The sequence below is a fragment of the Proteus sp. LHD240705 genome, assembly GCF_047921555.1.
GTDB lineage: Bacteria > Pseudomonadota > Gammaproteobacteria > Enterobacterales > Enterobacteriaceae > Proteus.
This window is the reverse complement of the sequence record NZ_JBLRMI010000004.1, coordinates 25,963-51,549: the sequence shown is the minus strand read 5'-3', so window position 1 is coordinate 51,549 and position 25,587 is coordinate 25,963. Positions and strand designations below refer to the sequence as shown.

The 25,587-nt window shown below is 41.3% G+C and carries 28 protein-coding genes and 1 pseudogene; 18 read left to right on the top strand and 11 right to left on the bottom strand.

Going from position 1 to position 25,587, the window contains the following annotated elements; all coding sequences use genetic code 11:
- Positions 1 to 45: 45 nt before the first annotated feature.
- From ACNART_RS09285 to flhA, 7 genes are all read left to right on the top strand, one after another.
- Positions 46 to 1,692, top strand: a complete 1,647-nt coding sequence (locus ACNART_RS09285) for a methyl-accepting chemotaxis protein (RefSeq protein ID WP_198619824.1) — start codon at positions 46 to 48, stop codon at positions 1,690 to 1,692.
- Between the two features lie 6 nt (positions 1,693 to 1,698).
- Positions 1,699 to 2,589, top strand: coding sequence for a protein-glutamate O-methyltransferase CheR (cheR, locus tag ACNART_RS09280; RefSeq protein ID WP_109373806.1), 891 nt, complete (start codon positions 1,699 to 1,701; stop codon positions 2,587 to 2,589).
- Complete coding sequence (locus tag ACNART_RS09275; protein WP_109373805.1) at positions 2,582 to 3,634, top strand: protein-glutamate methylesterase/protein-glutamine glutaminase; 1,053 nt, start codon at positions 2,582 to 2,584, stop codon at positions 3,632 to 3,634. The genes cheR and ACNART_RS09275 overlap by 8 nt, the downstream gene beginning before the upstream one ends.
- A gap of 59 nt (positions 3,635 to 3,693) precedes the next feature.
- On the top strand, positions 3,694 to 4,083 hold the full coding sequence (gene cheY, locus ACNART_RS09270) for a chemotaxis response regulator CheY (protein ID WP_023581807.1): 390 nt from the start codon (positions 3,694 to 3,696) through the stop codon (positions 4,081 to 4,083).
- Positions 4,084 to 4,092: 9 nt separating this feature from the next.
- On the top strand, positions 4,093 to 4,749 hold the full coding sequence (cheZ, locus tag ACNART_RS09265; RefSeq protein ID WP_023581808.1) for a protein phosphatase CheZ: 657 nt from the start codon (positions 4,093 to 4,095) through the stop codon (positions 4,747 to 4,749).
- A 422-nt stretch (positions 4,750 to 5,171) separates the two neighbouring features.
- Entirely contained in the window at positions 5,172 to 6,320 is a 1,149-nt protein-coding gene (flhB, locus tag ACNART_RS09260) for a flagellar biosynthesis protein FlhB (protein ID WP_198619825.1), read from the top strand.
- Positions 6,313 to 8,403 (top strand): flagellar biosynthesis protein FlhA, encoded by a 2,091-nt coding sequence (flhA, locus tag ACNART_RS09255; RefSeq protein ID WP_198619826.1) that lies wholly within the window; start codon positions 6,313 to 6,315, stop codon positions 8,401 to 8,403. Before flhB ends, flhA begins: the two co-directional genes overlap by 8 nt.
- A 260-nt stretch (positions 8,404 to 8,663) precedes the next feature.
- On the opposite strand, the gene ACNART_RS09250 is transcribed toward flhA, so the two are convergent.
- The 3 genes from ACNART_RS09250 to flgA all read right to left on the bottom strand — a co-directional run bounded on the left by ACNART_RS09250 (position 8,664) and on the right by flgA (position 10,503).
- The gene (locus ACNART_RS09250; RefSeq protein WP_109373857.1) at positions 8,664 to 9,104 is read right to left on the bottom strand and encodes a flagella synthesis protein FlgN; all 441 of its coding nucleotides are present in this window, start codon (positions 9,102 to 9,104) and stop codon (positions 8,664 to 8,666) included.
- Between the two features lie 13 nt (positions 9,105 to 9,117).
- A complete protein-coding gene (gene flgM / locus ACNART_RS09245) occupies positions 9,118 to 9,417 on the bottom strand; it encodes a flagellar biosynthesis anti-sigma factor FlgM (protein ID WP_109396479.1) in 300 nt (99 codons plus the stop codon).
- A 429-nt stretch (positions 9,418 to 9,846) separates the two neighbouring features.
- Entirely contained in the window at positions 9,847 to 10,503 is a 657-nt protein-coding gene (gene flgA / locus ACNART_RS09240) for a flagellar basal body P-ring formation chaperone FlgA (RefSeq protein WP_198619827.1), read from the bottom strand.
- A gap of 209 nt (positions 10,504 to 10,712) precedes the next feature.
- Between flgA and flgB the strand changes: the two genes are divergently transcribed.
- From flgB to flgL, 11 genes are all read left to right on the top strand, one after another.
- Positions 10,713 to 11,123: a flagellar basal body rod protein FlgB gene (gene flgB / locus ACNART_RS09235; protein ID WP_072068529.1), complete on the top strand. Its 411-nt coding sequence runs from the start codon at positions 10,713 to 10,715 to the stop codon at positions 11,121 to 11,123.
- Between the two features lie 10 nt (positions 11,124 to 11,133).
- The gene (flgC, locus tag ACNART_RS09230) at positions 11,134 to 11,538 is read left to right on the top strand and encodes a flagellar basal body rod protein FlgC (RefSeq protein ID WP_006533173.1); all 405 of its coding nucleotides are present in this window, start codon (positions 11,134 to 11,136) and stop codon (positions 11,536 to 11,538) included.
- Positions 11,539 to 11,550: 12 nt separating this feature from the next.
- Positions 11,551 to 12,381, top strand: coding sequence for a flagellar hook assembly protein FlgD (locus ACNART_RS09225; RefSeq protein ID WP_198619828.1), 831 nt, complete (start codon positions 11,551 to 11,553; stop codon positions 12,379 to 12,381).
- Positions 12,382 to 12,408: 27 nt separating this feature from the next.
- On the top strand, positions 12,409 to 13,659 hold the full coding sequence (flgE, locus tag ACNART_RS09220; protein WP_198619829.1) for a flagellar hook protein FlgE: 1,251 nt from the start codon (positions 12,409 to 12,411) through the stop codon (positions 13,657 to 13,659).
- Between the two features lie 21 nt (positions 13,660 to 13,680).
- Positions 13,681 to 14,436, top strand: a complete 756-nt coding sequence (locus tag ACNART_RS09215; protein ID WP_198626598.1) for a flagellar basal body rod protein FlgF — start codon at positions 13,681 to 13,683, stop codon at positions 14,434 to 14,436.
- 19 nt (positions 14,437 to 14,455) lie between these two features.
- Complete coding sequence (gene flgG, locus ACNART_RS09210; protein WP_109373796.1) at positions 14,456 to 15,238, top strand: flagellar basal-body rod protein FlgG; 783 nt, start codon at positions 14,456 to 14,458, stop codon at positions 15,236 to 15,238.
- A 63-nt stretch (positions 15,239 to 15,301) separates the two neighbouring features.
- A complete protein-coding gene (locus tag ACNART_RS09205) occupies positions 15,302 to 16,045 on the top strand; it encodes a flagellar basal body L-ring protein FlgH (RefSeq protein ID WP_023581820.1) in 744 nt (247 codons plus the stop codon).
- A gap of 14 nt (positions 16,046 to 16,059) precedes the next feature.
- Positions 16,060 to 17,166, top strand: a complete 1,107-nt coding sequence (locus ACNART_RS09200) for a flagellar basal body P-ring protein FlgI (RefSeq protein ID WP_099075765.1) — start codon at positions 16,060 to 16,062, stop codon at positions 17,164 to 17,166.
- Positions 17,166 to 18,152, top strand: coding sequence for a flagellar assembly peptidoglycan hydrolase FlgJ (flgJ, locus tag ACNART_RS09195; RefSeq protein WP_109373795.1), 987 nt, complete (start codon positions 17,166 to 17,168; stop codon positions 18,150 to 18,152). The genes ACNART_RS09200 and flgJ overlap by 1 nt, the downstream gene beginning before the upstream one ends.
- A gap of 117 nt (positions 18,153 to 18,269) precedes the next feature.
- Positions 18,270 to 19,910, top strand: a complete 1,641-nt coding sequence (flgK, locus tag ACNART_RS09190; protein ID WP_198619831.1) for a flagellar hook-associated protein FlgK — start codon at positions 18,270 to 18,272, stop codon at positions 19,908 to 19,910.
- Positions 19,911 to 19,937: 27 nt separating this feature from the next.
- On the top strand, positions 19,938 to 20,882 hold the full coding sequence (gene flgL / locus ACNART_RS09185; protein WP_198619832.1) for a flagellar hook-associated protein FlgL: 945 nt from the start codon (positions 19,938 to 19,940) through the stop codon (positions 20,880 to 20,882).
- Positions 20,883 to 20,968: 86 nt separating this feature from the next.
- Here flgL and ACNART_RS09180 read toward each other — a convergent pair.
- The 8 genes and pseudogenes from ACNART_RS09180 to fliL all read right to left on the bottom strand — a co-directional run.
- Positions 20,969 to 21,094, bottom strand: a pseudogene (locus ACNART_RS09180) (GNAT family N-acetyltransferase); the annotation flags it as partial.
- Positions 21,095 to 21,250: 156 nt separating this feature from the next.
- On the bottom strand, positions 21,251 to 22,033 hold the full coding sequence (fliR, locus tag ACNART_RS09175) for a flagellar biosynthetic protein FliR (protein WP_368927901.1): 783 nt from the start codon (positions 22,031 to 22,033) through the stop codon (positions 21,251 to 21,253).
- 5 nt (positions 22,034 to 22,038) lie between these two features.
- Positions 22,039 to 22,308, bottom strand: coding sequence for a flagellar biosynthesis protein FliQ (fliQ, locus tag ACNART_RS09170; protein WP_069367481.1), 270 nt, complete (start codon positions 22,306 to 22,308; stop codon positions 22,039 to 22,041).
- Between the two features lie 15 nt (positions 22,309 to 22,323).
- A complete protein-coding gene (gene fliP, locus ACNART_RS09165; RefSeq protein WP_232797659.1) occupies positions 22,324 to 23,094 on the bottom strand; it encodes a flagellar type III secretion system pore protein FliP in 771 nt (256 codons plus the stop codon).
- Entirely contained in the window at positions 23,094 to 23,540 is a 447-nt protein-coding gene (gene fliO / locus ACNART_RS09160; RefSeq protein WP_198630079.1) for a flagellar biosynthetic protein FliO, read from the bottom strand. The genes fliP and fliO overlap by 1 nt, the downstream gene beginning before the upstream one ends.
- A 3-nt stretch (positions 23,541 to 23,543) precedes the next feature.
- Entirely contained in the window at positions 23,544 to 23,954 is a 411-nt protein-coding gene (gene fliN / locus ACNART_RS09155) for a flagellar motor switch protein FliN (RefSeq protein ID WP_006533153.1), read from the bottom strand.
- Positions 23,947 to 24,978: a flagellar motor switch protein FliM gene (gene fliM / locus ACNART_RS09150; protein WP_109373789.1), complete on the bottom strand. Its 1,032-nt coding sequence runs from the start codon at positions 24,976 to 24,978 to the stop codon at positions 23,947 to 23,949. Before fliM ends, fliN begins: the two co-directional genes overlap by 8 nt.
- Before the next feature lie 5 nt (positions 24,979 to 24,983).
- Positions 24,984 to 25,466, bottom strand: coding sequence for a flagellar basal body-associated protein FliL (gene fliL, locus ACNART_RS09145; protein ID WP_109373788.1), 483 nt, complete (start codon positions 25,464 to 25,466; stop codon positions 24,984 to 24,986).
- Between the last annotated feature and the right edge of the window lie 121 nt (positions 25,467 to 25,587).

Below are 25,587 nucleotides of genomic sequence, written 5' to 3'. Positions count from 1 at the left end.
TGACAAGCGGTGGCTTTTAACCACCGCTTTAAACGAGGTGAAGGCATGTTTAGGTTTCGCAAATTAAAGATATCCACCAGTCTCTATTTATTACTGATGATGTTTTGCGTTATGCAGGTGATTTCTAGTGGTATTTCGCTAGGGATCGTTCATTTGAATAACGAACAACTCACCAAAGTAGATATAGATACATCTAAGCGAGATGAATTAGGATTAAGTTGGGCATCTTTAATACAAACACGTAATGCGATTAATCGTGTAGCTATTGCAGTGAAAACTGAACAGTCAACGGATTATATTCAATCTATTGAATCAATTGCACTTTCACGTTTGGAAACGGCGAATACTCATTTTCAAAATTTCCTTGCTGAGATAAATAAAGAGGCAATCCCAACAGAAGAAAAAGAAATCGTTGAAGCTGTAAAAAACGATTATCACGTTTTATATGGTGCATTAACTGAATTACATAGCATGTTAAAAAACAATAACTTCCAAGGTTTTTTAGATCAACCAACGGAACGTTATCAAACAGCGATGGAAAATTCATTTAATACCTATATGAATTATGTTCAGAGCGAAATTACTGAATCTATAGAGCAGGGACATCGCTCTTATACTATTGCTATCTTGATGTTTATCGGTGCAATAGCGATGGTTATTGTTGTATCACTCGCCGCTCATCGCTGGCTAAGTTTTAATATCATTAAGCCTTTCGCAAGTTTAAGCCGTTATTTTAATGATGTTGCTACCGGTAAATTAAATCGTGAAATTCTTGTCTTCACCGATGATGAAATAGGGGATGTGTTTAGACGACTACGAGATATGCGTGGTGAGCTCGCGCGTTCTATTCGTATCGTTCGAGACAACAGCCATGCTATGTATTCTGGTATTCAAGAAATTTCCAAAGGAAATACGGATTTATCCTCAAGAACTGAACAACAAGCTGCTTCGTTAGAAGAAACTGCGGCAAGCATGGAAGAGTTAACAGCAACGGTAAAACAAAATGCTGATAACGCCTTGCAAGCGAGCAAGCTCGCAGAGTCTGCTTCTGAAACAGCCATTCGTGGTGGCCAAATCACGAATAGTGTTGTTGAAACCATGGATGCGATTACACAAAGTTCTCAAAAGATAGGGGCTATTATCAGTGTGATTGATGGTATTGCGTTCCAAACCAATATATTAGCACTTAACGCGGCGGTTGAAGCTGCTCGCGCGGGTGAACAAGGACGTGGATTCTCTGTTGTTGCTGGAGAAGTTCGTAACCTTGCTCAACGTAGTGCTGATGCTGCAAAAGAAATTAAATTGTTGATTGATGAATCTGTTTTACGTGTCTCTCAAGGTTCTCAACTCGTTAATAATGCAGGGCAGACAATGGAGGAACTCGTCACATCAGTAAATAAAGTCACTGAGTTAATGGCAGAAATTGCCTCAGCTTCTGATGAACAAAGCCGAGGTATTCACCAAGTCGCTGATGCAGTCAGTCAGATGGATCAGGTGACACAGCAAAACGCTGCTTTGGTGGAGCAATCAGCATCTGCTGCCGCAGCATTAGAAGATCAGGCTAATAACCTTGTTAATGCTGTATCGGCATTCGAGTTGCCTGACACGGATGAGGATAATAACTCTTCATCCCTAGAAGGTAATGGGTTGAAAAAAGCAGATAAAAAATCATTTTTTAAAAAGACCCATTAAAAAACAATGAAACGTAATGTTACTGAAGTCTTATCAGATATCGCTGCTCAACCGTTGGATATTTTTACCCAACGGTTTATGTTGTCCGATGATCAGTTCCAATCTATATGCCAATTGATTTATCAAAAGGCAGGTATTGTGCTGACTAACAACAAAAGGGAGATGGTTTATAACCGTCTCACTAGGAGGTTACGTGAATTACGGATGAATAACTTTGGTGACTATCTTGCGTTTCTTAAAAGTGATGTACGCAACCCTGAATGGCAAGAGTTTGTAAATGCATTAACAACCAATCTCACCGCATTTTTCAGGGAAGCGCATCATTTTCCTATTTTGGCAAAACATGCCAGAAAAAGAGCAGGAGGCGTCTACCGAGTATGGTGTGCAGCTGCATCTACTGGAGAAGAACCTTATTCAATTGCGATGACTTTACGCGATGTTTTTGGAAATAACCCTTATAAAACCAAAATTATTGCCAGCGATATCGATACTAATGTGTTGGATAAAGCACGAAAAGGTGTTTACCGACAGGAAGAGCTTAAAACATTAAATAATGAATATTTGAAAAAATATTTTCTCAAAGGTGTCGGCGATTTTGAAGGATACGTGAAAATTAGACAGCAAATTAGCGAGATGGTCTCTTTTCAGTATTTGAATTTACTCGATAAGCAATGGGATTTAGAAGGCAGTTTTGATGCGATTTTTTGTCGTAATGTCATGATCTATTTTGACAAAGCGACACAACAAACCTTACTTAACCGCTTTACCTCATTACTTAAGCCAGACGGAATGCTGTTTGTTGGACATTCTGAAAATGTAAGCCAGCTTAGCAAGGATTTCTACTTGCATGGGCATACCGTTTACGGGCTGACACCAGCAAGGAGAGGTTATGAATAAAATAACGGTACTCTGTGTTGATGATTCGGCGCTAATGCGTCAAATCATGCGAGAAATCATCAACAGTCATAGCGATATGGAAGTTGTTGATTGTGCACCAGATCCTATAGTGGCTCGTGACTTAATAAAAAAGTACAACCCACAGGTATTAACGTTAGACGTTGAAATGCCACGCATGGATGGTATTGATTTCTTGGAAAAACTGATGCGATTAAGACCAATGCCTGTCGTTATGGTCTCATCATTAACAGCAAAAGGCTCAGAAGTGACGTTAAAAGCGTTAGAACTGGGCGCAGTTGATTTTGTGACTAAACCACAGCTTGGTTTGCGTGAAGGTATGATGGCTTATAGTGAACTGATTGCCGAGAAAATTCGTGCTGCTGCACAGGCACGAATTAATCGCCGAGAAGTACAAGCACCTCCTTCTAAATCATTGTCATTTACACCGATGATTTCGAGTGAAAAGTTGATTGCAGTAGGCGCATCAACTGGTGGCACAGAGGCTATTCGTAATTTTCTAGAACCATTACCTATTACCAGCCCTGCGATATTAATTACGCAACATATGCCCGCAGGGTTTACACACTCATTTGCAGAACGATTAAATCGTTTATGCCAAATTAGTGTAAAAGAAGCAGAAGATGGCGAACGTGTATTACCTGGGCATGCTTATATTGCGCCAGGTGATTATCACATGGAGCTTCGTCGTAATGGTGCTAACTACCAGATCCACATTAATAAAGAGCCTGCGGTCAATCGTCATCGTCCTTCCGTCGATGTGCTATTTAGGTCTGTCGCAAAATATGCGGGACGTAATGCCATCGGTGTGATTTTAACCGGAATGGGAAGTGATGGTGCTGCTGGTTTATTAGAGATGCGTCGCGCTGGTAGTTATACCTTTGCACAAGATGAAGCGAGTTGTGTCGTCTTTGGTATGCCTCGTGCTGCGGTTGAATTAGGCGCAGTAGACGAGGTGAAAAGCATAAGCGCAATGAGTAAAGCTGTTCTGATGAAAATCAGTAGCACACAATCATTGCGTATCTGATTAAGTTCAGTTTAAAAAGCAACACAGTAATTTGCCGATATATTTTGAAGGAGTTTTCAATGGCAAGTAAGGATCTGAAATTTTTAGTGGTTGATGATTTTTCAACAATGCGCCGCATAGTTCGTAATTTGCTAAAGGAATTAGGATTTACGAATGTAGAAGAAGCAGAAGATGGTGCTGACGCGTTAGCTAAATTACGCAATTCGGCAATCGATTTTGTGATCACAGACTGGAACATGCCAAACATGGATGGTCTAGAGCTTCTTAAAAATATTCGTAGTGATGCGGGACTTGCAGCAACACCAGTACTCATGGTGACCGCTGAAGCTAAAAAAGAAAATATCATTGCAGCAGCGCAAGCTGGTGCAAGTGGATATGTTGTTAAACCTTTTACAGCAGCAATTCTTGAAGAAAAACTAAATAAAATTTTTGAAAAACTGGGCATCTAAGGAGTCGCAATGAGTGGGAATCCAATTATGCCGAAAGATAATATTGAAATGACATCTGATATTATCAGCCGGATCGGACAATTGACGCGGATGTTACGCGACAGTTTGCGAGAATTAGGATTGGATAAAGCAATAGCCGAAGCAGCAGAAGCCATCCCTGACGCTAGGGAACGACTGGACTATGTTGCTCAAATGACCGCTCAGGCAGCTGAGCGTACATTGAACTGTGTCGAAGCTGCGCAGCCTAAACAGGATGCGTTAAGTGCCGATGCGACTAAGCTTACTGAACGTTGGGACCAATGGTTTGAACAGCCAGAAGAGCTGAAAGATGTACGCTCTCTTGTAACAGATACCCGCAATTATTTGCGGGATATCCCTGAGAGTACGGCTTTTACTAACAGTCAGTTATTGGAAATTATGATGGCACAGGATTTCCAAGATCTGACCGGCCAGGTAATTAAGCGCATGATGAGTGTCGTTCAAGAAATTGAAAAACAACTTGTGATGGTCCTAATGGAAAACCTGCCACCAGAGCAACTTGAAAAGTCTAATGTGAAGAAAGAGACTGACTCTTTATTAAATGGTCCACAGGTTAATAAAAACAACGCTGGTGTGATCAAAAATCAAGATCAAGTTGATGATTTACTGGAAAGTTTAGGTTTCTAACCTTCTAATGAGTTTTAGGGCGATAAGGACGTTGAGATATGCAGGACGCATTCGCTCTATGCTCAGCTCTTTTAGGATGATGTATTTTATGGATAAAAAAGTACGTAATAATGCTTTAATAGCCCACGCTATTGAAGAAAATGTAAGCCGCTTTTTTTAAGCGGCTTTTGATGTTGTCGAAATAATCATCAAAAGCAAAATTACTCAATTTTACTGTGAATTTTGCTGATTTCCTTATAATCAGCGTCAATATTGCTTATATCTCCATTTTTATCATTGAGTTGTTTTTCCAGTGCATACCGTCATAGCCCAAAAAGCCCCGTAAATTTGCGATTGTTCAGCCCATCAATTTCCTCTGAATTTGTCATGCTTAGAGTCATTTCATTCATGCTTTTAATCTCAATATCTAAATCGGACAGACTGTGGCTGAAGATAGCGATCTCGAAAAAACAGAGGAACCCACACCCCATAAACGGGAAAAAGCCAAAAAGGATGGACAAATTGTCCGTTCTAAAGAGCTATCGTCCGTATTAATGATCTTGGGGGGCGTGAGTTTGCTGTGGATGAGTGGTGGATTTATCACCCGTGGGCTACATGCCATGTTAACAGAAGGATTTACGTTTAATCATCACCTTATTGGTAATGAGAATTTGTTGATCCCTCGATTTGGTAGCTTGATTAAACAAGCTGTTTTTGCGCTATCTCCCGTGTTTTTGGGGTTAGTGATCGTGGCAATTGGTGGCTCTGCCTTATTAGGCGGGATTAACTTTAGCAGTAAATCCATTAAGTTTGATCCAAAAAAATGGAACCCTATTTCTGGGTTAAAACGCATATTTTCAATGAATGCGTTGGCTGAATTATTTAAAGCGATACTGAAATCAACTTTTGTGGGGATCGCCGCAACCGTTTTTTTATGGCACAACTGGAACGATATTCTCCATTTGATCACACTGCCACCGCTTAGTGCGCTAGCCAATGCAATGCAACTGCTGATTTTTGCCGTCTACATTACGGTTTTTATGCTGATACCGATGGTGGCATTCGACATTATTTTCCAAATTCGTAGTCATTTGAAAAAGCTACGTATGACGCGCCAAGAAATTAAAGATGAATTTAAACAGCAAGAGGGTGATCCGCAACTTAAAGCGCGTATCCGTCAGCAACAACATGCGATGTCTCGTCGCCGAATGATGGCGGATGTACCGAAAGCAGACGTTATTGTTACGAACCCAACACATTATGCTGTTGCACTGCAATACAACGACAAAATGACCGCACCTAAAGTTTTAGCAAAAGGTGCAGGGGCTATTGCGTTAAAAATTAAAGAGATTGGTGCAGAAAATCGAATTCCGCTTCTAGAAGCGCCACCGCTTGCTAGGGCGTTATATCGTCACAGTGAAATAGGTCATGCAATACCTTCAACCCTTTATGCTGCGGTTGCCGAGGTGCTTGCATGGGTTTATCAACTGAAACGATGGAAAACCGAAGGTGGTTTAAAACCTAAACAACCTATGAACTTGCCAGTGCCTCCCGCACTGGACTTTGCTGGAGAAGATAATCGTCATGGCTAATTTGGCCTCATTACTCCGCTTGCCGGGAAATTGGAAAAGTTCTCAGTGGCAGATACTGGCAGGGCCAGTGCTTATCTTGTTGATACTGTCAATGATGGTATTGCCATTGCCACCTTTTCTATTGGATTTATTATTTACCTTTAACATCGCACTCTCCATCATGGTGCTGTTGGTCGCAATGTTCACTCGACGTACTTTGGACTTTGCTGCTTTCCCTACTATTTTGCTGTTTACTACGTTGTTACGTTTATCATTAAACGTGGCTTCAACACGTATCATCTTAATGGAAGGACATACAGGGCCAGATGCTGCGGGACGCGTTGTTGAAGCCTTTGGCCATTTCCTTGTTGGCGGTAACTTTGCTATCGGTATTGTGGTCTTTATCATCCTTATTTTGATTAACTTTATGGTTATCACTAAGGGGGCGGGACGTATTGCTGAAGTAGGTGCGCGTTTTGTGTTAGATGGAATGCCGGGTAAACAGATGGCAATCGATGCTGACCTGAATGCAGGCATTATCAACGAAGACGAAGCAAAAAAACGCCGTAAAGAAGTTTCATTGGAATCCGACTTTTACGGTTCAATGGATGGTGCGAGTAAGTTCGTTCGTGGTGACGCCATCGCAGGCTTAATGATCCTTGTGATTAACGTGGTGGGTGGTCTTATTGTCGGTGTCGCTCAACACGGGATGGCATTAAACGATGCTGCAACGACTTATACTCTTTTAACCATCGGTGATGGTCTGGTTGCTCAAATTCCTGCATTGATTATCTCAACAGCAGCGGGTGTTATCGTTACTCGTGTTGCAACAGATGAAGATGTTGGGCAACAGATGGTTACCCAACTGTTTGACAACCCTCGTGTTCTACTGTTAACCGCAGGTGTGCTAGGTCTGTTAGGTTTAGTACCAGGAATGCCTAACTTTGTTTTCCTTTTCTTCACCGCAGCATTAGGTGGATTAGGTTGGTATATCTTACGTCGCAACGCTAACCCTGAAGTGCATCAACAAAAAGAGATGGAAGAAGTTGAAAAACAAAATCGTGTTGTTGAAGCTTCATGGGAAGATGTACAACTTGAAGATCCATTAGCGATGGAAGTAGGGTATCGCTTAATTCCAATGGTAGATAGCCGCCAAAATGGTGAGTTGTTAGGCCGAATTAGTGGTATCCGTAAAAAGTTTGCTCAGGAAACGGGGTATCTTCCTCCTGTTGTTCATATCCGAGACAATATGGAATTAAGACCTTCTTCTTATCGCATTCTAATGAAAGGGGTTGAAATTGGTCATGGTGAAGCGCATCCAGGTCGTTGGTTAGCAATCAATCCGGGTAATGCCGTTGGCTCTTTAGAGGGCGATATTACTCAAGAGCCTGCATTTGGTTTACCTGCTGTTTGGATTGATGACAGCTTAAGAGAGCAAGCTCAGGTTCAGGGCTATACCGTTGTTGCTGCAAGTACCGTTATTGCAACACATTTTAACCATGTATTAGCGAAATATGCATCGGAATTATTTGGTCGTCAAGAAGCACAAATGCTGTTTGATAGGGTGAGTAAAGAGCTCCCTAAAATGACAGAAAATATGATCCCAGATATGCTTTCACTCACTGTATTGCACAAAGTATTGCAAAACCTGCTGTCTGAACAAGTGCCTATTCGTGATATGAGAACCATATTAGAAGCCTTAGCAGAGCATGCACCAGATCAAAAAGATCCGGCTGAATTAACGGCGGTTGTTCGTGTTGCACTTCGTCGTGCGATTACACAACACTGGTTTGGCGATCAAGATGAAATCCAAGTCATTGGGTTAGATGCAAGCTTAGAGCGTATTCTTGTTCAAGCAATGCAAAGTGGCGGCGGTTTAGAGCCAGGACTGGCTGAAAATATTGAACAACAAGCAGCGGATGCGGTACGTCACCAAGAGATGTCAGGTGGAGCTCCTGTATTATTAGTCAATCATGCGTTACGTTCATTATTGTCACGTTTCTTACGCCGTAGCCTGCCACAATTAGCTGTATTGTCGAATATGGAAGTCAGTGAAGGTCGCCATATTCGTATGACATCAATGATTGGTGGACAACCTCATTAATCATTCTCGCTAATATGTCATTATCTAAATTTAAGGCCACTTTATTAAGTGGTCTTTTTTGTGTTTGTAATGGTGTGGTAATAAAGGCTCAAATAAAAGCCAATGTTTAGAGAAGAAAATGATGTGCCACGAAAGGATGATAGATAACAGTGCTAGTGTGATCTGCTGGTGGCTTAAAGTGAGAGGTGTTTTATTGGAAAAGCAAAACGCTATCAATATTGATAGCGTTTCGTGTGAATTTTGATAATTATTGAAAAAACCTAAACCTGAATTTTACGCCCAGCCAGTGTTGAACGCTGTGCTTGCCCATCAGAACCATAAAGGGTTGGGCTGTGGTTCTTCTGCAAAAAACGGATAGCATCACTATTACGAGAGATGTGTTGATCGAGTAGTAATCCGTTATGTTGATTTAGATATCTTAACTCCGCCGTGATGTCTATTATCTGTGTCCATAAATCAGATAAGAACGGCAACCCTGTATAAGGTTTTTCTACACCGGCTTGTTGGCTTAGCGTATGACGCTGTTGGTCTGTATGACCTAAAGCAGACAAGACAAAATTCTTCTGTTCAGTCACTTCGTGCAGGGCATTGATATCAATATTACCTGCGCATAATAACTGTTGTTCAGCACGTAAAATACCTGCAATGGTATTAAGCTGTGATAATTGAAGATCTAAAGTCTGGCGGAGTTCTTCCATCATAATCATTAAAATATTATTGAGTTATGCTTTCAGCAGCTTCACGGAAAAGAGCATCCGCAATTTTACCACTGTCCATGGTTAATGTTCCGTTGGCAATTGCTTCTTTCAAGTGAGCAACTTTCTCAACGTTAATGTCTTTATTTCCAGGTTGAACAAGTTTTTTCTGCGCTTCACTAAGTTTTACAGAAGTGTCGCCTGTTGCAGTTTTTTGTTCAGTTGTTCCCGATTTACGAGAGCCCTGAGTGATTTCACTCGGGTTGCGTTGTGCAATTGCGTTAATCGGAAGCAGTGGATTTGCGCGTTCAATACTCATAGGAAAATCCTTTGTTAGGCATCAATTAATAGTCAGATGAAGCCATTGTAAAACAACCTATGTGTTTTCGCCTATCATCTTGTTTCTTTATATCGGCTATCAAATCAAAAACTTTAATCTTAGTCGTCATACTTGTCATACTTCAAGCCGTAGCGGTATTGATCGCATTCACTCACACTAGTCACATACTTATGTATGCTCCTAGCGATTCGTTCATTTGTCGCCTAGCTACAACTTAAATTATTTAGAGTATCAACATTTATCTATCAACATTTATCTATAAACATTTATCTATATTGATGCTTTAAATTATCGCAATTATTTAGAGTAAAAATGTAACGTAAGAGAGTTTACCTTGGCTTGCCATAACTGAAACGGGTAACAAGCAATTCAATATAGGCTTATTCTGCTTATCAGCTTTTTTATCCATTAAAGAGGGATGCGTACAGAGCCATTTTCAAGTGCTTCGCCAGTGACAATTTGGCCTGATTTAACTCTCACTCGAATGGTTTCGTTGGCAACCGCGTTGTTTACAGCTTTGCCTTCATAACGGATCTGAAAGTGAGGGCCTTGTGCAAATACGGTGACGGTTTGTCCTGCCAAAATAGCCCAAGGGCGACGAACCATTGTGGAGGTTAAAGGTTTTCCTGCGGATATTTGTCGCATTGCGATCGCATTTTTAATTAATGCGGGATCACGTAATACATCATAAGGTAATTTTTCTAATTCGCCCGTTGCCGTACTAATAGCAGACGTTTCAATAATATCATCACGATTGATGTCTTTTTTCGCGATTAAGTATTCACCATTAACGCTAACATCAATTTGAATAAAACGACGTTGCTTATCGCACTGAATTGGGATTGAAAGACGTCCCCAATTACGAGAGCCAGCATGACGTTGGATCTCTTGTGTTTGGCAGACAGGCCATTTCTCTTCTGGCGTTAAAACTGTCACAGTCACTTTATCGTCTTGTTGGTGAAGTGCGACAAAGAAATCTTGCAGTTCTTCAGGCAGTGATTTCGCGATACTCACATTCACCATAAAGAAAAAAGAAAATAGACCGATAAGAGTTCTAACTAACATAATTTGTATCACCTTACAGAGTTGATGCTAATTGTGCGTTTGTCATTATTTAGCAATAACAGTGTACATCGACTTTGCACGCCTTAAACGCATAAATAGCAATCCAATTTACGCCTATTCCTCCAATCATCTTTTTTTTGAGCGTTTATTCTGTCAACTGAAATTGTTTTATCAGCTGAGGTAAGTGGCTTAGCCACCAAGGATAGAAGATGCTCGATAAATTAGAAAATACGTTTCATTTTCAACAAGAAGCGCTCTCAATACGCAATAAACGCCAAGAAATTCTCGCTGCGAATATCGCAAACGCAGATACCCCAGGCTTTCAGGCTCGTGATATTGATTTTGCTTCTGAATTGAAGAAAACCATTGAAAACGGACGTACTGGTAGTCATGGCATGCAATTGGCGATGACATCAGAGCGCCATATCCCGATCAAACCCGGTTATCGCTTAGAAGCGGACTTACTCTATCGCGTGCCTCATCAGACTGCGATGGATGGTAATACCGTGGATATGGACATGGAACGTAGTAATTTTGCTGACAATAGCCTTAAGTATCAGGCTGATGTGACATTTATTAATTCACAAGTTAAAAGCATGATGTCTGTATTGCAACAGTAGGGTAAAGAGCATGTCTTTATTTAGTATTTTTGATATTTCAGGTTCAGCACTTTCCGCGCAATCTCAACGTTTAAACGTAAGTGCTAGCAATATGGCAAATGCCGACAGTGTTGCGGGCCCAGATGGTGAACCTTATCGTGCAAAACAGGTTGTTTTTCAGGTAAACGCACCTGCTGGTCAAGAAGTTGGTGGTGTTCGTGTCACTGAAGTGGTGGATGATCCTGCTCCATTTCGCATGGAATATCAGCCGGGACATCCTTTTGCCGATGAAAAAGGGTATGTACGTATGCCGAATGTTGATGTTGTGGGTGAAATGATTAATACCATTTCTGCTTCAAGAAGCTACCAAGCTAACGTCGAAGTGATGAACACGGCAAAATCGCTGATGCAAAAAACACTGATGATAGGTCAATAGGGAGAATAAATTGTGGGTATTTCCTCCTCAATGAATGAACCTTATGATAATACCATTATCGGGGATACACCTTCTTCATACCATACGAAAAAAAGTGGTAGTGAGGATATTAAAGGGAATTTCCTGACACTTCTCATCACTCAGATGAAAAATCAAGATCCAACAAACCCAATGCAAAATAATGAGTTAACCTCCCAGTTGGCTCAAATTTCAACCGTTGAAGGCATTGAAACACTGAATAAAACAGTGAATAACATTGTTGGACAGATTGATCAAAGTCAGGCGTTGCGCGCTTCTTCTCTAGTAGGCCGTGGTGTTATGGTCTCTGGGAATAAAATTGTTGTCTTTCAGCCAACCGACGGTAAAGGTGAAACTGAAAAGCCCAGTGATGGGGATGACACAATTCCAACACCTGATACTCAAAATGAAAAAACGCGCCAGCAAATGGGAATATATAAATCAGGTGATACTGACCCAACTGCGCCTAGCGATGAACACCTATTTTCAACACCTTTTGGTTTTGAATTACTCAGTCCAACCGATTCTCTTACGATAAACATCACTAATGCCAGTGGTGCTACCGTTCGTACAATCCAAATGGACAAAAAGATGCTACCGGATGTTTATAACTTCTCTTGGGATTGTACTGATGAAGATGACAATCCTGTTCCAACTGGCAGTTATAAATTTACCGTTAACGCCACGCTTAATGATGCTCAGGTCCCTGTTAAGACACTGAATTATGCGCTGGTGAATAGTGTGTCCATGGTGGATGGTGGTGCCCGCCTTGATATTGGCTTAGGTAATACCGTTTCATTGGATGAAATTCGTCAGGTTCTTTAACTAACACATATTCAACTTGGAGGGCGCATGTCCTTTTCACAAGCAGTAAGTGGTTTAAACGCAGCCGCCGCTAACTTAGATTCTATCGGTAATAATATTTCTAACTCCGCAACCTATGGCTTCAAAGGTGCAACTGTCTCTTTTGCTGACGTTTTCGCCGGCTCTGGTGCAGGTCTAGGTGTTAAAGTGGCAGGCATTAGCCAAAACTTTAAAGACGGTAGTATCACAACCACTAACCGCCCAACAGACGTAGCGATTTCTGGCGGTGGTTTTTTCCGCATTGAAGACCAAAACGGTGGCGTTTTCTATTCACGTAATGGCGAATTCGGTAAAGATAAAAATGGTTTCCTGACTAATATGCAAGGTATGCGTATTACAGGTTATCCAGTACAAGTTGTTGATGGTAAAAACGTTGTTCAAAAAGGGGCAACACCAACACCTATCGTTATTCCTACCGATATGATGAATGCCAGCGCAACCAACAAAATTGATATGGCGGTTAACCTGAACTCTGGTGAAGATAAACCCGCTAAAGCTCCATTTGATGCTAAAGATGGTGATACATATAACTTTAGTACTAACGTTACCACTTACGATAGCTTAGGTAATGAACATAATCTGAACTTATTCTTTGTAAAAACGAATGACAATGAATGGAAAGTTTATGGACAAGATACATCAACTAAGACTGCTGGTGGTACTCCAACTCTTCACCAAGATTTAGGGACTTTAAAATATACTAAGTCAGGTGTATTAGAGAGTTATACCGCAGCGGGTGTAACACCACCAGCATTACCAAGTATGTCTATTGATTCTTTAAATGGTTCTGCTGTAGGCAAAATTGAACTTGATTTCACCGGTAGTACCCAACAAAAAGTTGCTGAATCAAGCGTTTCTAAATTAGCGCAAAACGGTTACCAAGCGGGTGAATTCACCAATTTCCGTATTGAGCAAGATGGCTCCATTATGGCGACCTACTCAAACCAACAAAGCCAAGTTGTTGGTCAAATCGCACTCGCTAACTTTGCAAACCCAGGCGGCTTAAGCTCGCAAGGCGACAACATGTGGTCTGAAACTAACGGTTCAGGTTCACCAATCGTGGGTGTTGCAGGCGCTGGTGTATTCGGCAAATTAACCAATAACGCATTAGAAGCGTCTAACGTGGATATGAGCCAAGAGTTAGTCAACATGATCGTTGCTCAACGTAACTATCAATCAAACGCACAAACCATCAAGACTCAGGATCAGATCCTGCAGACTCTGGTTAGCTTGCGCTAATAACGCAGGAAATAATCTGTTATGGATCATGTGATTTATACCGCGATGGGCGGCGCCAGACATTCGATGGAAAACCAAGCTGTCGTGGCGAACAACTTAGCAAACGCATCAACGCCGGGATTCAAAGCGCAGCTTAGTGCAATGCGAGCCGTACCTGTCAATGGCGATACCTTACCAACTCGTACATTAACGGTAGCCTCAACGCCAGGTAGCGATCAGAGTCAAGGAACGATGAACTATACCGGCAGATCAATGGACGTTGCTTTAAGTGATAACGGCTTTTTGGCCGTTCAACTTGAAGATGGCACAGAAGCGTATACCCGAAACGGGAATATCCAACGCAACGCTGATGGCATGTTAATGGTACAAGGGCGTTTGTTAATGGGCGATAACGGTGCGATTGAAGTGCCTGCTCAAGCAAACGTCAGTATTGCCAATAACGGTATTGTGACTGCGCATGTACCGACTGATCCACCGAAAATGTTGGGTCAAATTGGTCGTTTGAAAATGGTAAAACCAGAGCAAAACGACTTAGTTCGTGGCGATGATGGTTTATTCCATTTATCCCCTAAAGGGGCAGCGCGTGCCGGTGAGGAATTACCTGCGGATGATAGCGTGAAGGTGCTAGCTGGTGTTTTAGAAGGCAGTAATGTTAATCCAGCAGAAGCCATGGTCGATATGATAGCAAACGCAAGACGTTTCGAAATGCAAATGAAGGTTATCCATAGCGCTGATGAAAATGCGCAAAAGGCTAACCAATTGCTATCACTGAGTTAAATAGTGTAAGGGGAAAACCATGATCCGTTCTTTATGGATTGCTAAAACTGGGTTGGATGCACAACAAACTAACATGGATGTGATTTCCAACAACCTCGCAAACGTCAGCACCAATGGCTTTAAACGCCAACGTGCGGTTTTCGAAGATTTACTGTATCAAACGATCCGCCAGCCGGGTGCAATGACATCAGAACAGACGAATGCACCGTCAGGTTTACAAATTGGTACAGGTGTTCGTCCTGTTGCTACTGAGCGTTTACATAGTCAAGGTAACTTGGCTCAAACAAACGGTACTCGTGATGTGGCGATTAAAGGACAAGGTTTTTTCCATGTTCAGTTACCTGATGGTACCGATGCTTATACTCGTGATGGTTCTTTTCAAATGGATCAAAATGGGCAATTAGTGACAACTAGCGGTTTCCAAGTTGTTCCAGCCATTATTTTACCTGATACCGCCAAAAAAGTGATGATTGGTCGTGATGGTACTGTCAGTGTTGAAATTGAAGGCTCACCTGCACCACAACAAGTGGGTCAATTGACGCTAACAACCTTCATTAATGACAGCGGATTAGAAAGTGTTGGTGAAAACTTGTACTTAGAAACCGCAAGTTCTGGCGCACCTACTGAGAATGCCCCAGGTATCAACGGCGCAGGCTTGTTGTATCAGGGATATGTTGAAACCTCTAACGTTAACGTAGCTGAAGAGCTGGTCAATATGATCCAGACTCAACGTGCTTATGAAATTAACAGTAAAGCGATTTCAACATCTGATCAGATGTTACAGAAACTAACGCAACTCTAATTTCGTTTGTTTATTAGCCTGGCAGGGGTTCCTGTCAGGCGTATTACTAAAAGAGTATCGAAGATGGATACAAAGGTCATTACTGACAATTCTGGGGCAAGAAAGCTTAGTGTCAGATGGCGTCGTCATCAACGTTTAGGTACCGCCCTGTTGGTACTGACACTGGCGGGATGCGCACATATACCCAAAAAACCGTTAGTAGAAGGTAACACAACGGCGGTTCCAACGGCACCAACAGCACCTGCACCTAATGGCTCTATTTTTCAGTCAGCTCAGCCTGTTTATTTTGGCTATCAACCTCTATTTGAAGACAGACGTCCTCGAAATATTGGCGATACGCTAACGATTACATTGCAAGAAAACGTGAGTGCAAGCAAAAACTCATCCGCAAATGCGAGCCGTAATGGCAAAGCAGGATTCCTTGCTTCGATCACGCCAAGATTTTTGGAAGGATTGTTTGGTAATAGCCGTGCTGATATGGGAATGGAGGGAAACAGTGACTTTGGCGGTAAAGGTGGCGCAAATGCAAACAATACCTTTAAAGGCACCATCACTGTTACTGTCGATCAGCTTCTTGCCAATGGAAACCTGCACGTTATCGGTGAAAAGCAAATTGCTATCAATCAAGGTACTGAATTTATCCGTTTTTCAGGTGTTGTGAACCCAAGAACAATCAGTGGTGCTAATACCGTAAATTCAACCCAAGTTGCTGATGCTCGTATTGAATATATCGGAGACGGTTATATCAATGAAGCACAGTCTATGGGATGGCTACAACGCTTCTTCTTAAATGTATCACCTTTTTAATGAGTAGGGTCCAGATGAAAAAAATAGCGATGAGCCTTTTCTTTATCGTGATGACATGTGTCGGTTTTTCCGCTCATGCCGAACGGATCAGAGATCTCACCTCTGTTGAAGGGGTAAGAGAAAATGCGCTGATTGGTTATGGTTTGGTTGTGGGATTAGATGGAACGGGTGACCAAACAATGCAAACCCCGTTTACCACGCAAAGTCTGAATAACATGCTCTCACAATTGGGGATCACAGTACCACCTGGCACCAATATGCAATTGAAAAACGTTGCAGCGGTAATGGTAACTGCAAAATTACCGCCTTTTGGTCGTACAGGGCAATCAATCGACGTCGTTGTTTCATCCTTAGGTAATGCCAAAAGCTTACGTGGTGGTACGTTGCTGATGACACCATTAAAAGGTGTCGATAATCAGATTTATGCTTTAGCACAAGGCAATATTGTTGTCGGAGGAGCAGGGGCATCTGCGGGTGGTAATAGCGTTAAAGTGAACCAGTTAGCGGGTGGACGCATTAGCAGCGGAGCTATCATTGAACGTGAACTGCCTTCGCAATTTGGTCAAACAGGTCTGCTGAACCTACAACTGAATGAAGAAAACTTCACTTTGGCACAACACATCTCTGATACCGTTAATAAATTGCGCGGTGTAGGTACAGCTATTCCTTTAGATGCCCGTACAGTTCAATTGCGTGTTCCTATTGGTAAAAGTGAACAAGTACGTTTTCTGGCTGAAGTTCAAAACCTTGAAATTAAACGTGTTGTTGCAGATGCGAAAGTGATCATTAATGCAAGAACAGGTTCTGTTGTTATGAATCGTGATGTGACATTAGGAAGCTGTGCTATTGCTCAAGGCAACCTTTCCGTTACGGTTGATAGCCAAGTTAATGTAAGCCAACCTAATACTCCGTTTGCAGGGGGTAGCACTGTTGTAACGCGTAATACTAGCGTAAATATGAGTGAACAAGGTGGTTCATTACAACAAGTGAATGCAAGCGCAAGCTTAAACGAAGTGATCCGCACATTAAATGCACTTGGTGCAACACCAACAGATTTAATGTCAATTTTGCAAGCAATGGAAAGCGCGGGTTGCTTACGTGCGAGACTGGAGATTATCTGATGAAAGATTTATCTCTGCTTTCTTCAATGCCGACGATGTCTGCGCCGGCATATGACAGTAATGCATTGAATAAACTTAAATATCAGGTTGGGCAAAATGCTGATCAGCAAGGGCTGCGCCAAGTGGCGCAGCAACTTGAAGGTGTTTTTGTTCAAATGATGTTAAAGAGCATGCGTGATGCTATTCCTCAAGAAAGCATGTTCAACTCAGAAAGTACCAAGATGTACACCTCTCTTTATGATCAACAAATCGCTCAAGACTTATCACAAAAAGGCTTGGGCTTTGCTGACATGATAGAAAAACAACTTTCTGCCAAAGTCACGCTAGACCCAAGTGAAATGGCGGGCAAAACACCTATGCCATTAGATGGTAGTGATATATTTCAATCCATGCCAACGCAAGCATTGGGGCAAATTTATCGTGCGATGCAGCCCTATCAAAATGCAGTTGAAAGTACGATTGGCAAGCTTAAGGGCTTATCTGAAAGCAGTGCTTCTTTTGCTTCAAAACTGTTAGGGCCTGCAAAACAAGCCACAGAAGGTACTGGTGTACACCATCTTTTAGTTGTTGCTCAGGCTGCACTTGAATCAGGTTGGGGTAAGCGTGAAATTCTAACTGGTGACGGTAAACCGAGTTATAACCTGTTTGGTATTAAAGCAGGAAGTAGCTGGAAAGGGCCTGTTACGAATATCATGACAACTGAAGTGATCGATGGTAACTCGATTAAAATGCGTGACAATTTCCGTGTTTATGGCTCGTATGTTGAAGCTATTCAAGATTACCTTAGATTGATCACTGAAAGTCCTCGTTACGCTAAAGTACCTCAAGCTCAAACTCCTGAACAAGCGGCTTACCGTATCCAAGAAGCAGGCTATGCTACCGATCCGGGTTATGCCAAAAAACTGGTTTCAATTATTGGTCAATTAAAAGGAAGTGGTGAGCAAGTTGCTAAAACTTATACTCACGATTTAAGCGACCTATTTTAATCATTTTCCCCTCAAGTTTAGAGGGGAAGAACCGATAATAAAGACCAGAGCATCCATTTAACTTGCCAGCTATGCTCCGTGCATACGGGTGATGACTAAACGTAAAAGGATAGACAAATGTCCAACAGTTTAATTAATACAGCGATGAGCGGACTTAATGCGGCACAAGCTGCGATGAGCACTGTGAGTAATAATATCGCTAACCAAAATGTGAAATGGTACAACCGTCAAATGACTGTTTTTAATGAAAACAGTGGCACAATGACCGGTAATGGTTATATCGGTAATGGTGTTAATGTTAGCCGTATTCATCGAGAATATAACGAATTCCTTGCTGGCCAAATGAACCGTGCAATGGCAAAACAAAGTGCTTTAAACAGTTATACCAAAAATATCTCACAAATTAATGATTTGTTAGCAGATAAAGGGAATGACGTTTCGAGCGCAATTGACGAATTTTTTACAAGCTTACCTAACGTTACCAATAACGCAGAAGATAATCCTGCGCGTACAACCGTTATTGGTAAAGCGGAAGCGATGGTTAATATGTTTGCTAAAGCAGACCAATCATTGCGCGATCTAGAAAAAGATATTAATAGTCAGGTCACTAACACCTCTAAAAATATCAATGAATATACAAAACAGATCGCAAAATTAAATAATGAAATCAGTCGTGCTAAAGGCTTTAATGGCGCTGAACCTAATGATTTATTAGACCAACGTGACCGTTTAGTTCAAGAGCTAAACACACTGGTTGATGTACAAGTGACTCAACAAGACGGTGGTTTTGTTAACGTCACATTTGCTAATGGTTTGCCATTAGTGTCTGGTACTCGCTCTTATGAAGTTTCTGCTATTCCATCTAATAAAAACAGCGAACGCCTTGTTATTGGTTATAGCAACGGTATTGATGAAGTTCGTGAAGTGGATGCAAAACGTATTAAAGGTGGCGAACTCGGCGGTGCTTATCGTAGCCGTGAAGAAGTGTTAGATCCAAGCCGTAATCAATTAAACCAATTAGCGTTAGTGTTGGGCGATCAATTTAATAAACAGCATGAGCAAGGTTTTGATTTAAATGGCGACAAAGGTGGAAAATTCTTTGACCTTGGTGGCGCTCATGTTATGCCAAACGGCAAAAACAAAGGTAATGCCACCTTTGATGTGAAATATACTGACACTAAAGAAGTAAAAGCGGCTGATTATACGGTTAAATATGACGGCAGCAATTGGAATGTGACGGTAGAGCCGGGTGGTCGTAAAGTTGCATCTAAAGTTGGTGCAACGGGCGAATTAGAATTCGAAGGGATGAGTATCAAAGTCAATGGTACACCACAAAAAGACGATTCCATTGTCGTTCAATCTGTGGGTAACGTGATTGCTGGTATGAAAGTTGCTTTGACTGATCCTAGCAAAATTGCGGCAGCAGGTTCTAAAGATACTGGCCCAAGCGATAACGAAAACATGAAAAAACTGTTTGAGTTACCCGATGAAAAAATTATTGATGGTAAAACAACAATTGCTGGTGGTTATGGCTCATTGATCAGTATGGTCGGTAATAAAGTGAATACCGCTCAAGTTGACTTTGATGCTCAGGTTTCTATCACTAAAAGTATTGTAGAACAACAACAGTCTGTTTCTGGCGTGAACTTGGATGAAGAGTATGGCGAGATGTATCGCATTCAAGAATATTACATGGCAAATGCGAAAGTTATTCAAACAGCAAACAGTATGTTTGATGCGATTATGCAAGTTCTCTAAGCCTTCATCAGAATAAGGAATAACACGGTGCGTTTAAGTTCAAATCAAATTTTTAGTCAGCGAGTGGACAATATCACCAGTTCGCAAAGCAAATGGATGACTGAAGGAAATAAAATCTCCAGTGGTCGTCGCGTTGAAAAACCATCAGATGATCCAATGGCGGCTTCTCAAGCGGTGATGGTTAAACAATCTGAATCGCGTAATCAGCAGTATGCGACAGCTCGTGGATTTGCAAAAAACAGTATGTCTTTGCAAATGAGCTTAGCAAGCCAAATGGTGAATATTACAACCAAAATTCAAGAAACACTGGTTGCAGCAGGTAATGATGCAACATTAAGTGATGAAGACCGTTCGTCTTTAGCTGAACAATTAGCTGGTTTAAAAGACCAGCTAGTGGGTATTGGTAATACAAAAGATGGTGTGGGGCGTTATATTTTTGCAGGCTTCCAATCAGACAAACCTCCTTTTGTCGCTGATGCAACAGGCAAAATCACCTATCAAGGCGGTGATAAGCAAATTACCCAAAAAGTAGATAGTAATATTGAAATGGTCACTAACTTTACAGGGATCGAAACATTACAATCTTCAGGTAGTAAAGGGACAGAGCCAGACATTTTTAATGCCCTTGATGATGCGATTACAGCATTGCGTGACCCTTTAACAGGTAAATCACAAGCTGAGCGTGATGCTGCATTAGATAAAATTGATGCGGCAAACCGTATTAACCGTGCAACGCTAAATAATATTTCTAGTGTTGAAGCTAAATTAGGCTTACAACTTCAAGAGCTTGATAATTTAGATGATTTAGGTGCGGATACGTCTTTAAGAAATGCAAAACGTTTAAGCGAATTGCGTGATTTAGACTGGACACAAGCAATTTCAGATTATTACCAAGAAGAGTCTGTATTACAAGCTTCTTATAAAGTCTTTAACGACATGAAAGATATGTCGATGTTCAAAATGTATCGCTAATTATTTAGTTCGGTTCTAAGACATTTTGATATCACCCCTGGTATTTATTTATCAGGGGTTTTTTTTATTGAATACAACAGATGAGTTCATTTCTTTAATGCTAGAAATAAAGTGTCTTTTTGTGTTGAAGAGGCTTTAAAAACATTATGAAGATAAAACTGTTTTGCATTTTCTGTAAGAGCATGAACCATAATCGCTTGAACGCCCGCATTGGCCGAGGGTTTACGGCGTTTTTCGTTAAAATGATGACAGGTATAATGATATACAAGGATTGTGGAATAAATGACCACTGATGGCTAGAGTGAAAGCAGATTAATTTTAATGAGTGAGATGAAAAATAACTAATTAAAAGTTAATGATCCGAAATCTCAAGAAACCAACTGCTGCAATATCAATGTAATACGATTAAACGTATCGCTAAAGACACGCTCTGTAAACACAGGTAATGCAGGCATAATCATGGATAATGCTAACATACCGATAGTCAGCGTAAGAGGGAAGCCAACCACAAAGACTGAAAGTTGTGGTGTCATTCGGTTTAGAATACCTAATGAAAGGTTGAGTACTAAAAGTAGAGTGATTAATGGCATGGCTAACATCATACCGTTAATAAAGATTGTGCCACCACTTTGAACTAAAGTGATAATACCTAATGAGTTAAACGTCTGATTTCCAATAGGAACAACATAGAACGTATCAACTAATATAGACAATAGCCATAAATGTCCATCAAATACCATAAATAATAGCATTGTTAGCATATTAAAAATACGTGCCAGAATAGGCATATTAGGGCCGCCTGATGGATCGACGAAGGTGGCGAATGAAAGCCCCATCTGTAAGCCAATCACTTCACCAGCATGACGAACAGAAGCGAACGCCAACTGCATTGATAACCCTAAAATTGTGCCAATTAGAATTTGTTGCAACAGTACCCAAAAGGCAATAAGCGAGAATAAAGGTACATTACTTTGCGGTAAGCTTGGTGCAACTAATGCGGTAATTAAAAAGGCGAGCGCAATGCGAAATTTTTTAGGTGTCTGCTTTTCACTAAATAGCGGTGCAGTGCTAAAAAGGGCGAGTATACGCACAAATGGCCAGAAAAAATCACTAATGTAGCCGTTAAGCATTTCACTGGTCAGGGTTATCATTGCTATTAACCAATCATCCCAGGAATGCCAGTAAATAAGTTATGCATATAATCGACAAGTAAACTTAACATCCAAGGACCCGCAACTAAAATAGCAGCTAATACAGCAAGAATTTTTGGAATAAACGACAATGTCATTTCGTTTATCTGCGTTGCAGCTTGAAGCATACTGATCACAAGACCCGTCACTAGAGCGGACAATAAAAGAGGGCCAGCTAGTGATAAAGCGATTTTCATCGCTTCAGTACCTAGTGCTAAGACGGATTCTGGTGTCATGGGGTTACCTCTGCGCTAATTGAAAAAGCTTTGTGCAAGCGAGCCTAGTATTAATTGCCAACCATCTACTAAAACAAAAAGCATGAGTTTAAATGGCAATGAGACTGTGGCAGGTGGCACCATCATCATACCTAGCGCCATTAATACACTGGCAACAACTAAGTCGATAATAAGAAAAGGAATAAAAATCATAAAACCGATTTGGAAGGCGGTTTTTAGCTCACTCGTAATATAAGCAGGCACCAAAATACGCATTGGTACACTTTCGCGAGTTTCAAACGCAGGCGCATCGGCAAGACGAGCAAACAGAGCTAAGTCAGTTTCACGCGTTTGTTGCATCATAAACTGACGCAAAGGTTTAGAGCCATTCTCTAAGGCTTGCTCGAAGGTAATTTGATCTTCAGTAAATGGCATATAGGCATCTTGATAAATTTTATCAAAAACCGGTGCCATAATGAAAAAGGTCATAAATAACGCCAAACCAAGAACCACTTGGTTTGGTGGTGCAGAAGGTGTACCTAAAGCATTACGTAATAATCCAAGGACAATAATAATGCGGGTAAAACTTGTCATCATCAGCAAAATAGCAGGAATAAACCCCAACGCTGTAATGAAGATTAATGTTTGTACTGGTAATGACCAACTTTGACCACCACCCGGTAAAGGCTGTGTAATAACACTCGGAAATTGGGCAAACGCACTGGTAGGTAACAAGATTAAAACCAGCACACTAGCGAAGAGACGCCAACGCTTTAATGCGTTAAAAAAAGTGACACACTGATGCATTATGAGTTGCCTTTATCTCGCTTTAGCGTTTTTTGTAATATTTGAGTAAACAATGGCGATGTTGGTGATGAGTTCGCTTCCTGCGAGGCTTTATCAGGGACGGGTAATTTATGCAGCAGATTTACCTGCGATGCAGTTACACCTAATACGAGCCATTCCTGTTCTACTTCAACCACCACCACACGTTCTTTTGCACCTAATGAACAACTTGCTTTAACGCTAAGTTGTGCTGTCGTTCCTTTAAATGAACCACGGGTAAAGCCAAAACGGCGAAATAACCACATAGCAACAATAATAAGAACGATAATGCCTGCAAGTGCCGTGCTAACTTGAGCAAGACTTTGACCTACAGGCAACGGCTGTGTAGGTGTTTGAACAGTTTGTGTTGTAGCGGGTGCGGTAGTATTTACCGCACCTTGGCTGGAAAAGGAAGGAAGCTGTTCCATAGATTAACGGCTCAGACGACGCATACGTTCTGATGGCGTAATGATATCGGTAATGCGAATACCGTATTTATCAGAAACAACAACAACTTCACCTTGAGCGATTAAATAGCCATTGATAAGGATATCAAGAGGCTCACCAGCTAAACCATCCAGTGAAACGACAGAACCTTGTGACAGGCTCAGTAATTTTTTAATGGTCATTTTGGTACGGCCTAACTCTACTGTTAATTTGACTGGAATATCCATAATCAAATTGATATCAGATAGATGGTTCAGCGTATCGTCTTCAGGTAAAAGATGTTCAAATAGATCGGAACTATTATCCTGGCTTTTCCCAGTTTGCTGTTCCATTGCATCAGCCCACATATCCTCAGCCGATTGTGAATTATCAGTTGGGCGATTTGCATCACTCATTGGTTTGTTCCTCATCCAGAGCGTTTAAAACAGGGTTAATTAGGTGTTCAACACGAAGGGCATATTGCCCATTTACTGTACCGTATTGGCTTGTTAATACGGGCACACCATCAACATGTGCAATCAATCTTTCTGGTCTATCAATTGGGATAACATCCCCAGCTTTAAGTGTTAGCACTTTTGATAAACGCAGTGGGATGTCAGCAAAGTTTGCGACCAGTTCTAGCTCTGAATGCTGAACTTGGTTGACTAAACTATCTAACCAAACCCCATCTTCTTGACGAACATTTTCAATTGGTGGATTAATCAGTCGTTCACGTAATGGTTCAATCATGGCAAATGGAATACAAATACTAAATTCCCCAACCATTGAACCAATTTCCACCTGAAAAGGTGTTGTAACAACAATGTCATTCGGTGATGAGGTGATATTGGTAAATTTCACCTGCATTTCAGAACGAACATATTCCACCTGAATTTTGAATATGGAATCCCAAGCATCACGGTAGGCATCAAGTGCCAGTTTCAACATTTTGTTGATGATCCGCTGCTCTGTGTTGGTAAATTCACGTCCTTCCACAGGGATTGGAAAACGGCCATCACCACCGAACAGGTTATCTACCGCGATATAAACCAGATTGGGTTCAAAGGTAAATAATGCTGTTCCTCGTAAAGGCTTTAAATGCACCAAGTTAAGGTTTGTTGGCACAGGTAAGTTACGAGCAAAGTCGTGATAAGGGTGAATTTTAACGCCACCAACAGTAATGTCAGGACTCCGACGGAGCATGTTAAACAGCCCCATACGGAATTGACGTGCAAAGCGTTCGTTAATAATTTCTAACGACTGTAAACGTTCTCGAACCACACGACGTTGCGTGTTGGGGTCATAAGGCTGAATATCCGGTTCATTCGGATCCTTCGCTATCGCAGGTTCCCTGTTCGCGCTTTTTTTGGCGTCGTCACCTGATGTGTCATCATTCAGCAGAGCATCAATCTCTGCCTGTGAAAGGATATTATCGCTCATAATGATTATCGCAGAATAAACGTGGTAAACAGTACATCGGAGAGGATCTGTTCAGATTCTCCCGGTACGAGAGTCGGTCTCAGCGTTTCTTTTACATCCGTCATTAGCTGGAGTTTTCCATTGTCTGTCGCAAGCTTATTAGCCTGTTGACGAGAAAGCAGTAATAACAAGCGGCTACGAACCTCAGGTAAATAATCATGTAGACGTTTACGAGTTTCTTCATTATGTAATCTTAATGTGATCCCTATGTAGAGCACTCTGTCTAAGTGTTCTTCGTCATCAATTAAATTTACCGTAAAGGGTTCTAATGACATAAAAACGGGTGCTGGTATAACTTTTTCCTGATTTGTGCCCGCTGAACCTGATTTAGCATGCTTCAATGCCCACCAACTATATCCACCGAATGCCGCTGCAATAATGGCGATCACCAATAATACGATGATCAGAATTAAGCTATAGCTTTTACGTTCATTGCTGTAATTAGACATGGACAGTTAAATTCCTGTTTTGTAGTGGATACGTGTTCACTGTTGTGGACTTCCATATCCATCTAAATCAACCTTAATTATCCCGCTATTTCTGTTTTTTAATTGCAGAAACAGATAGGGA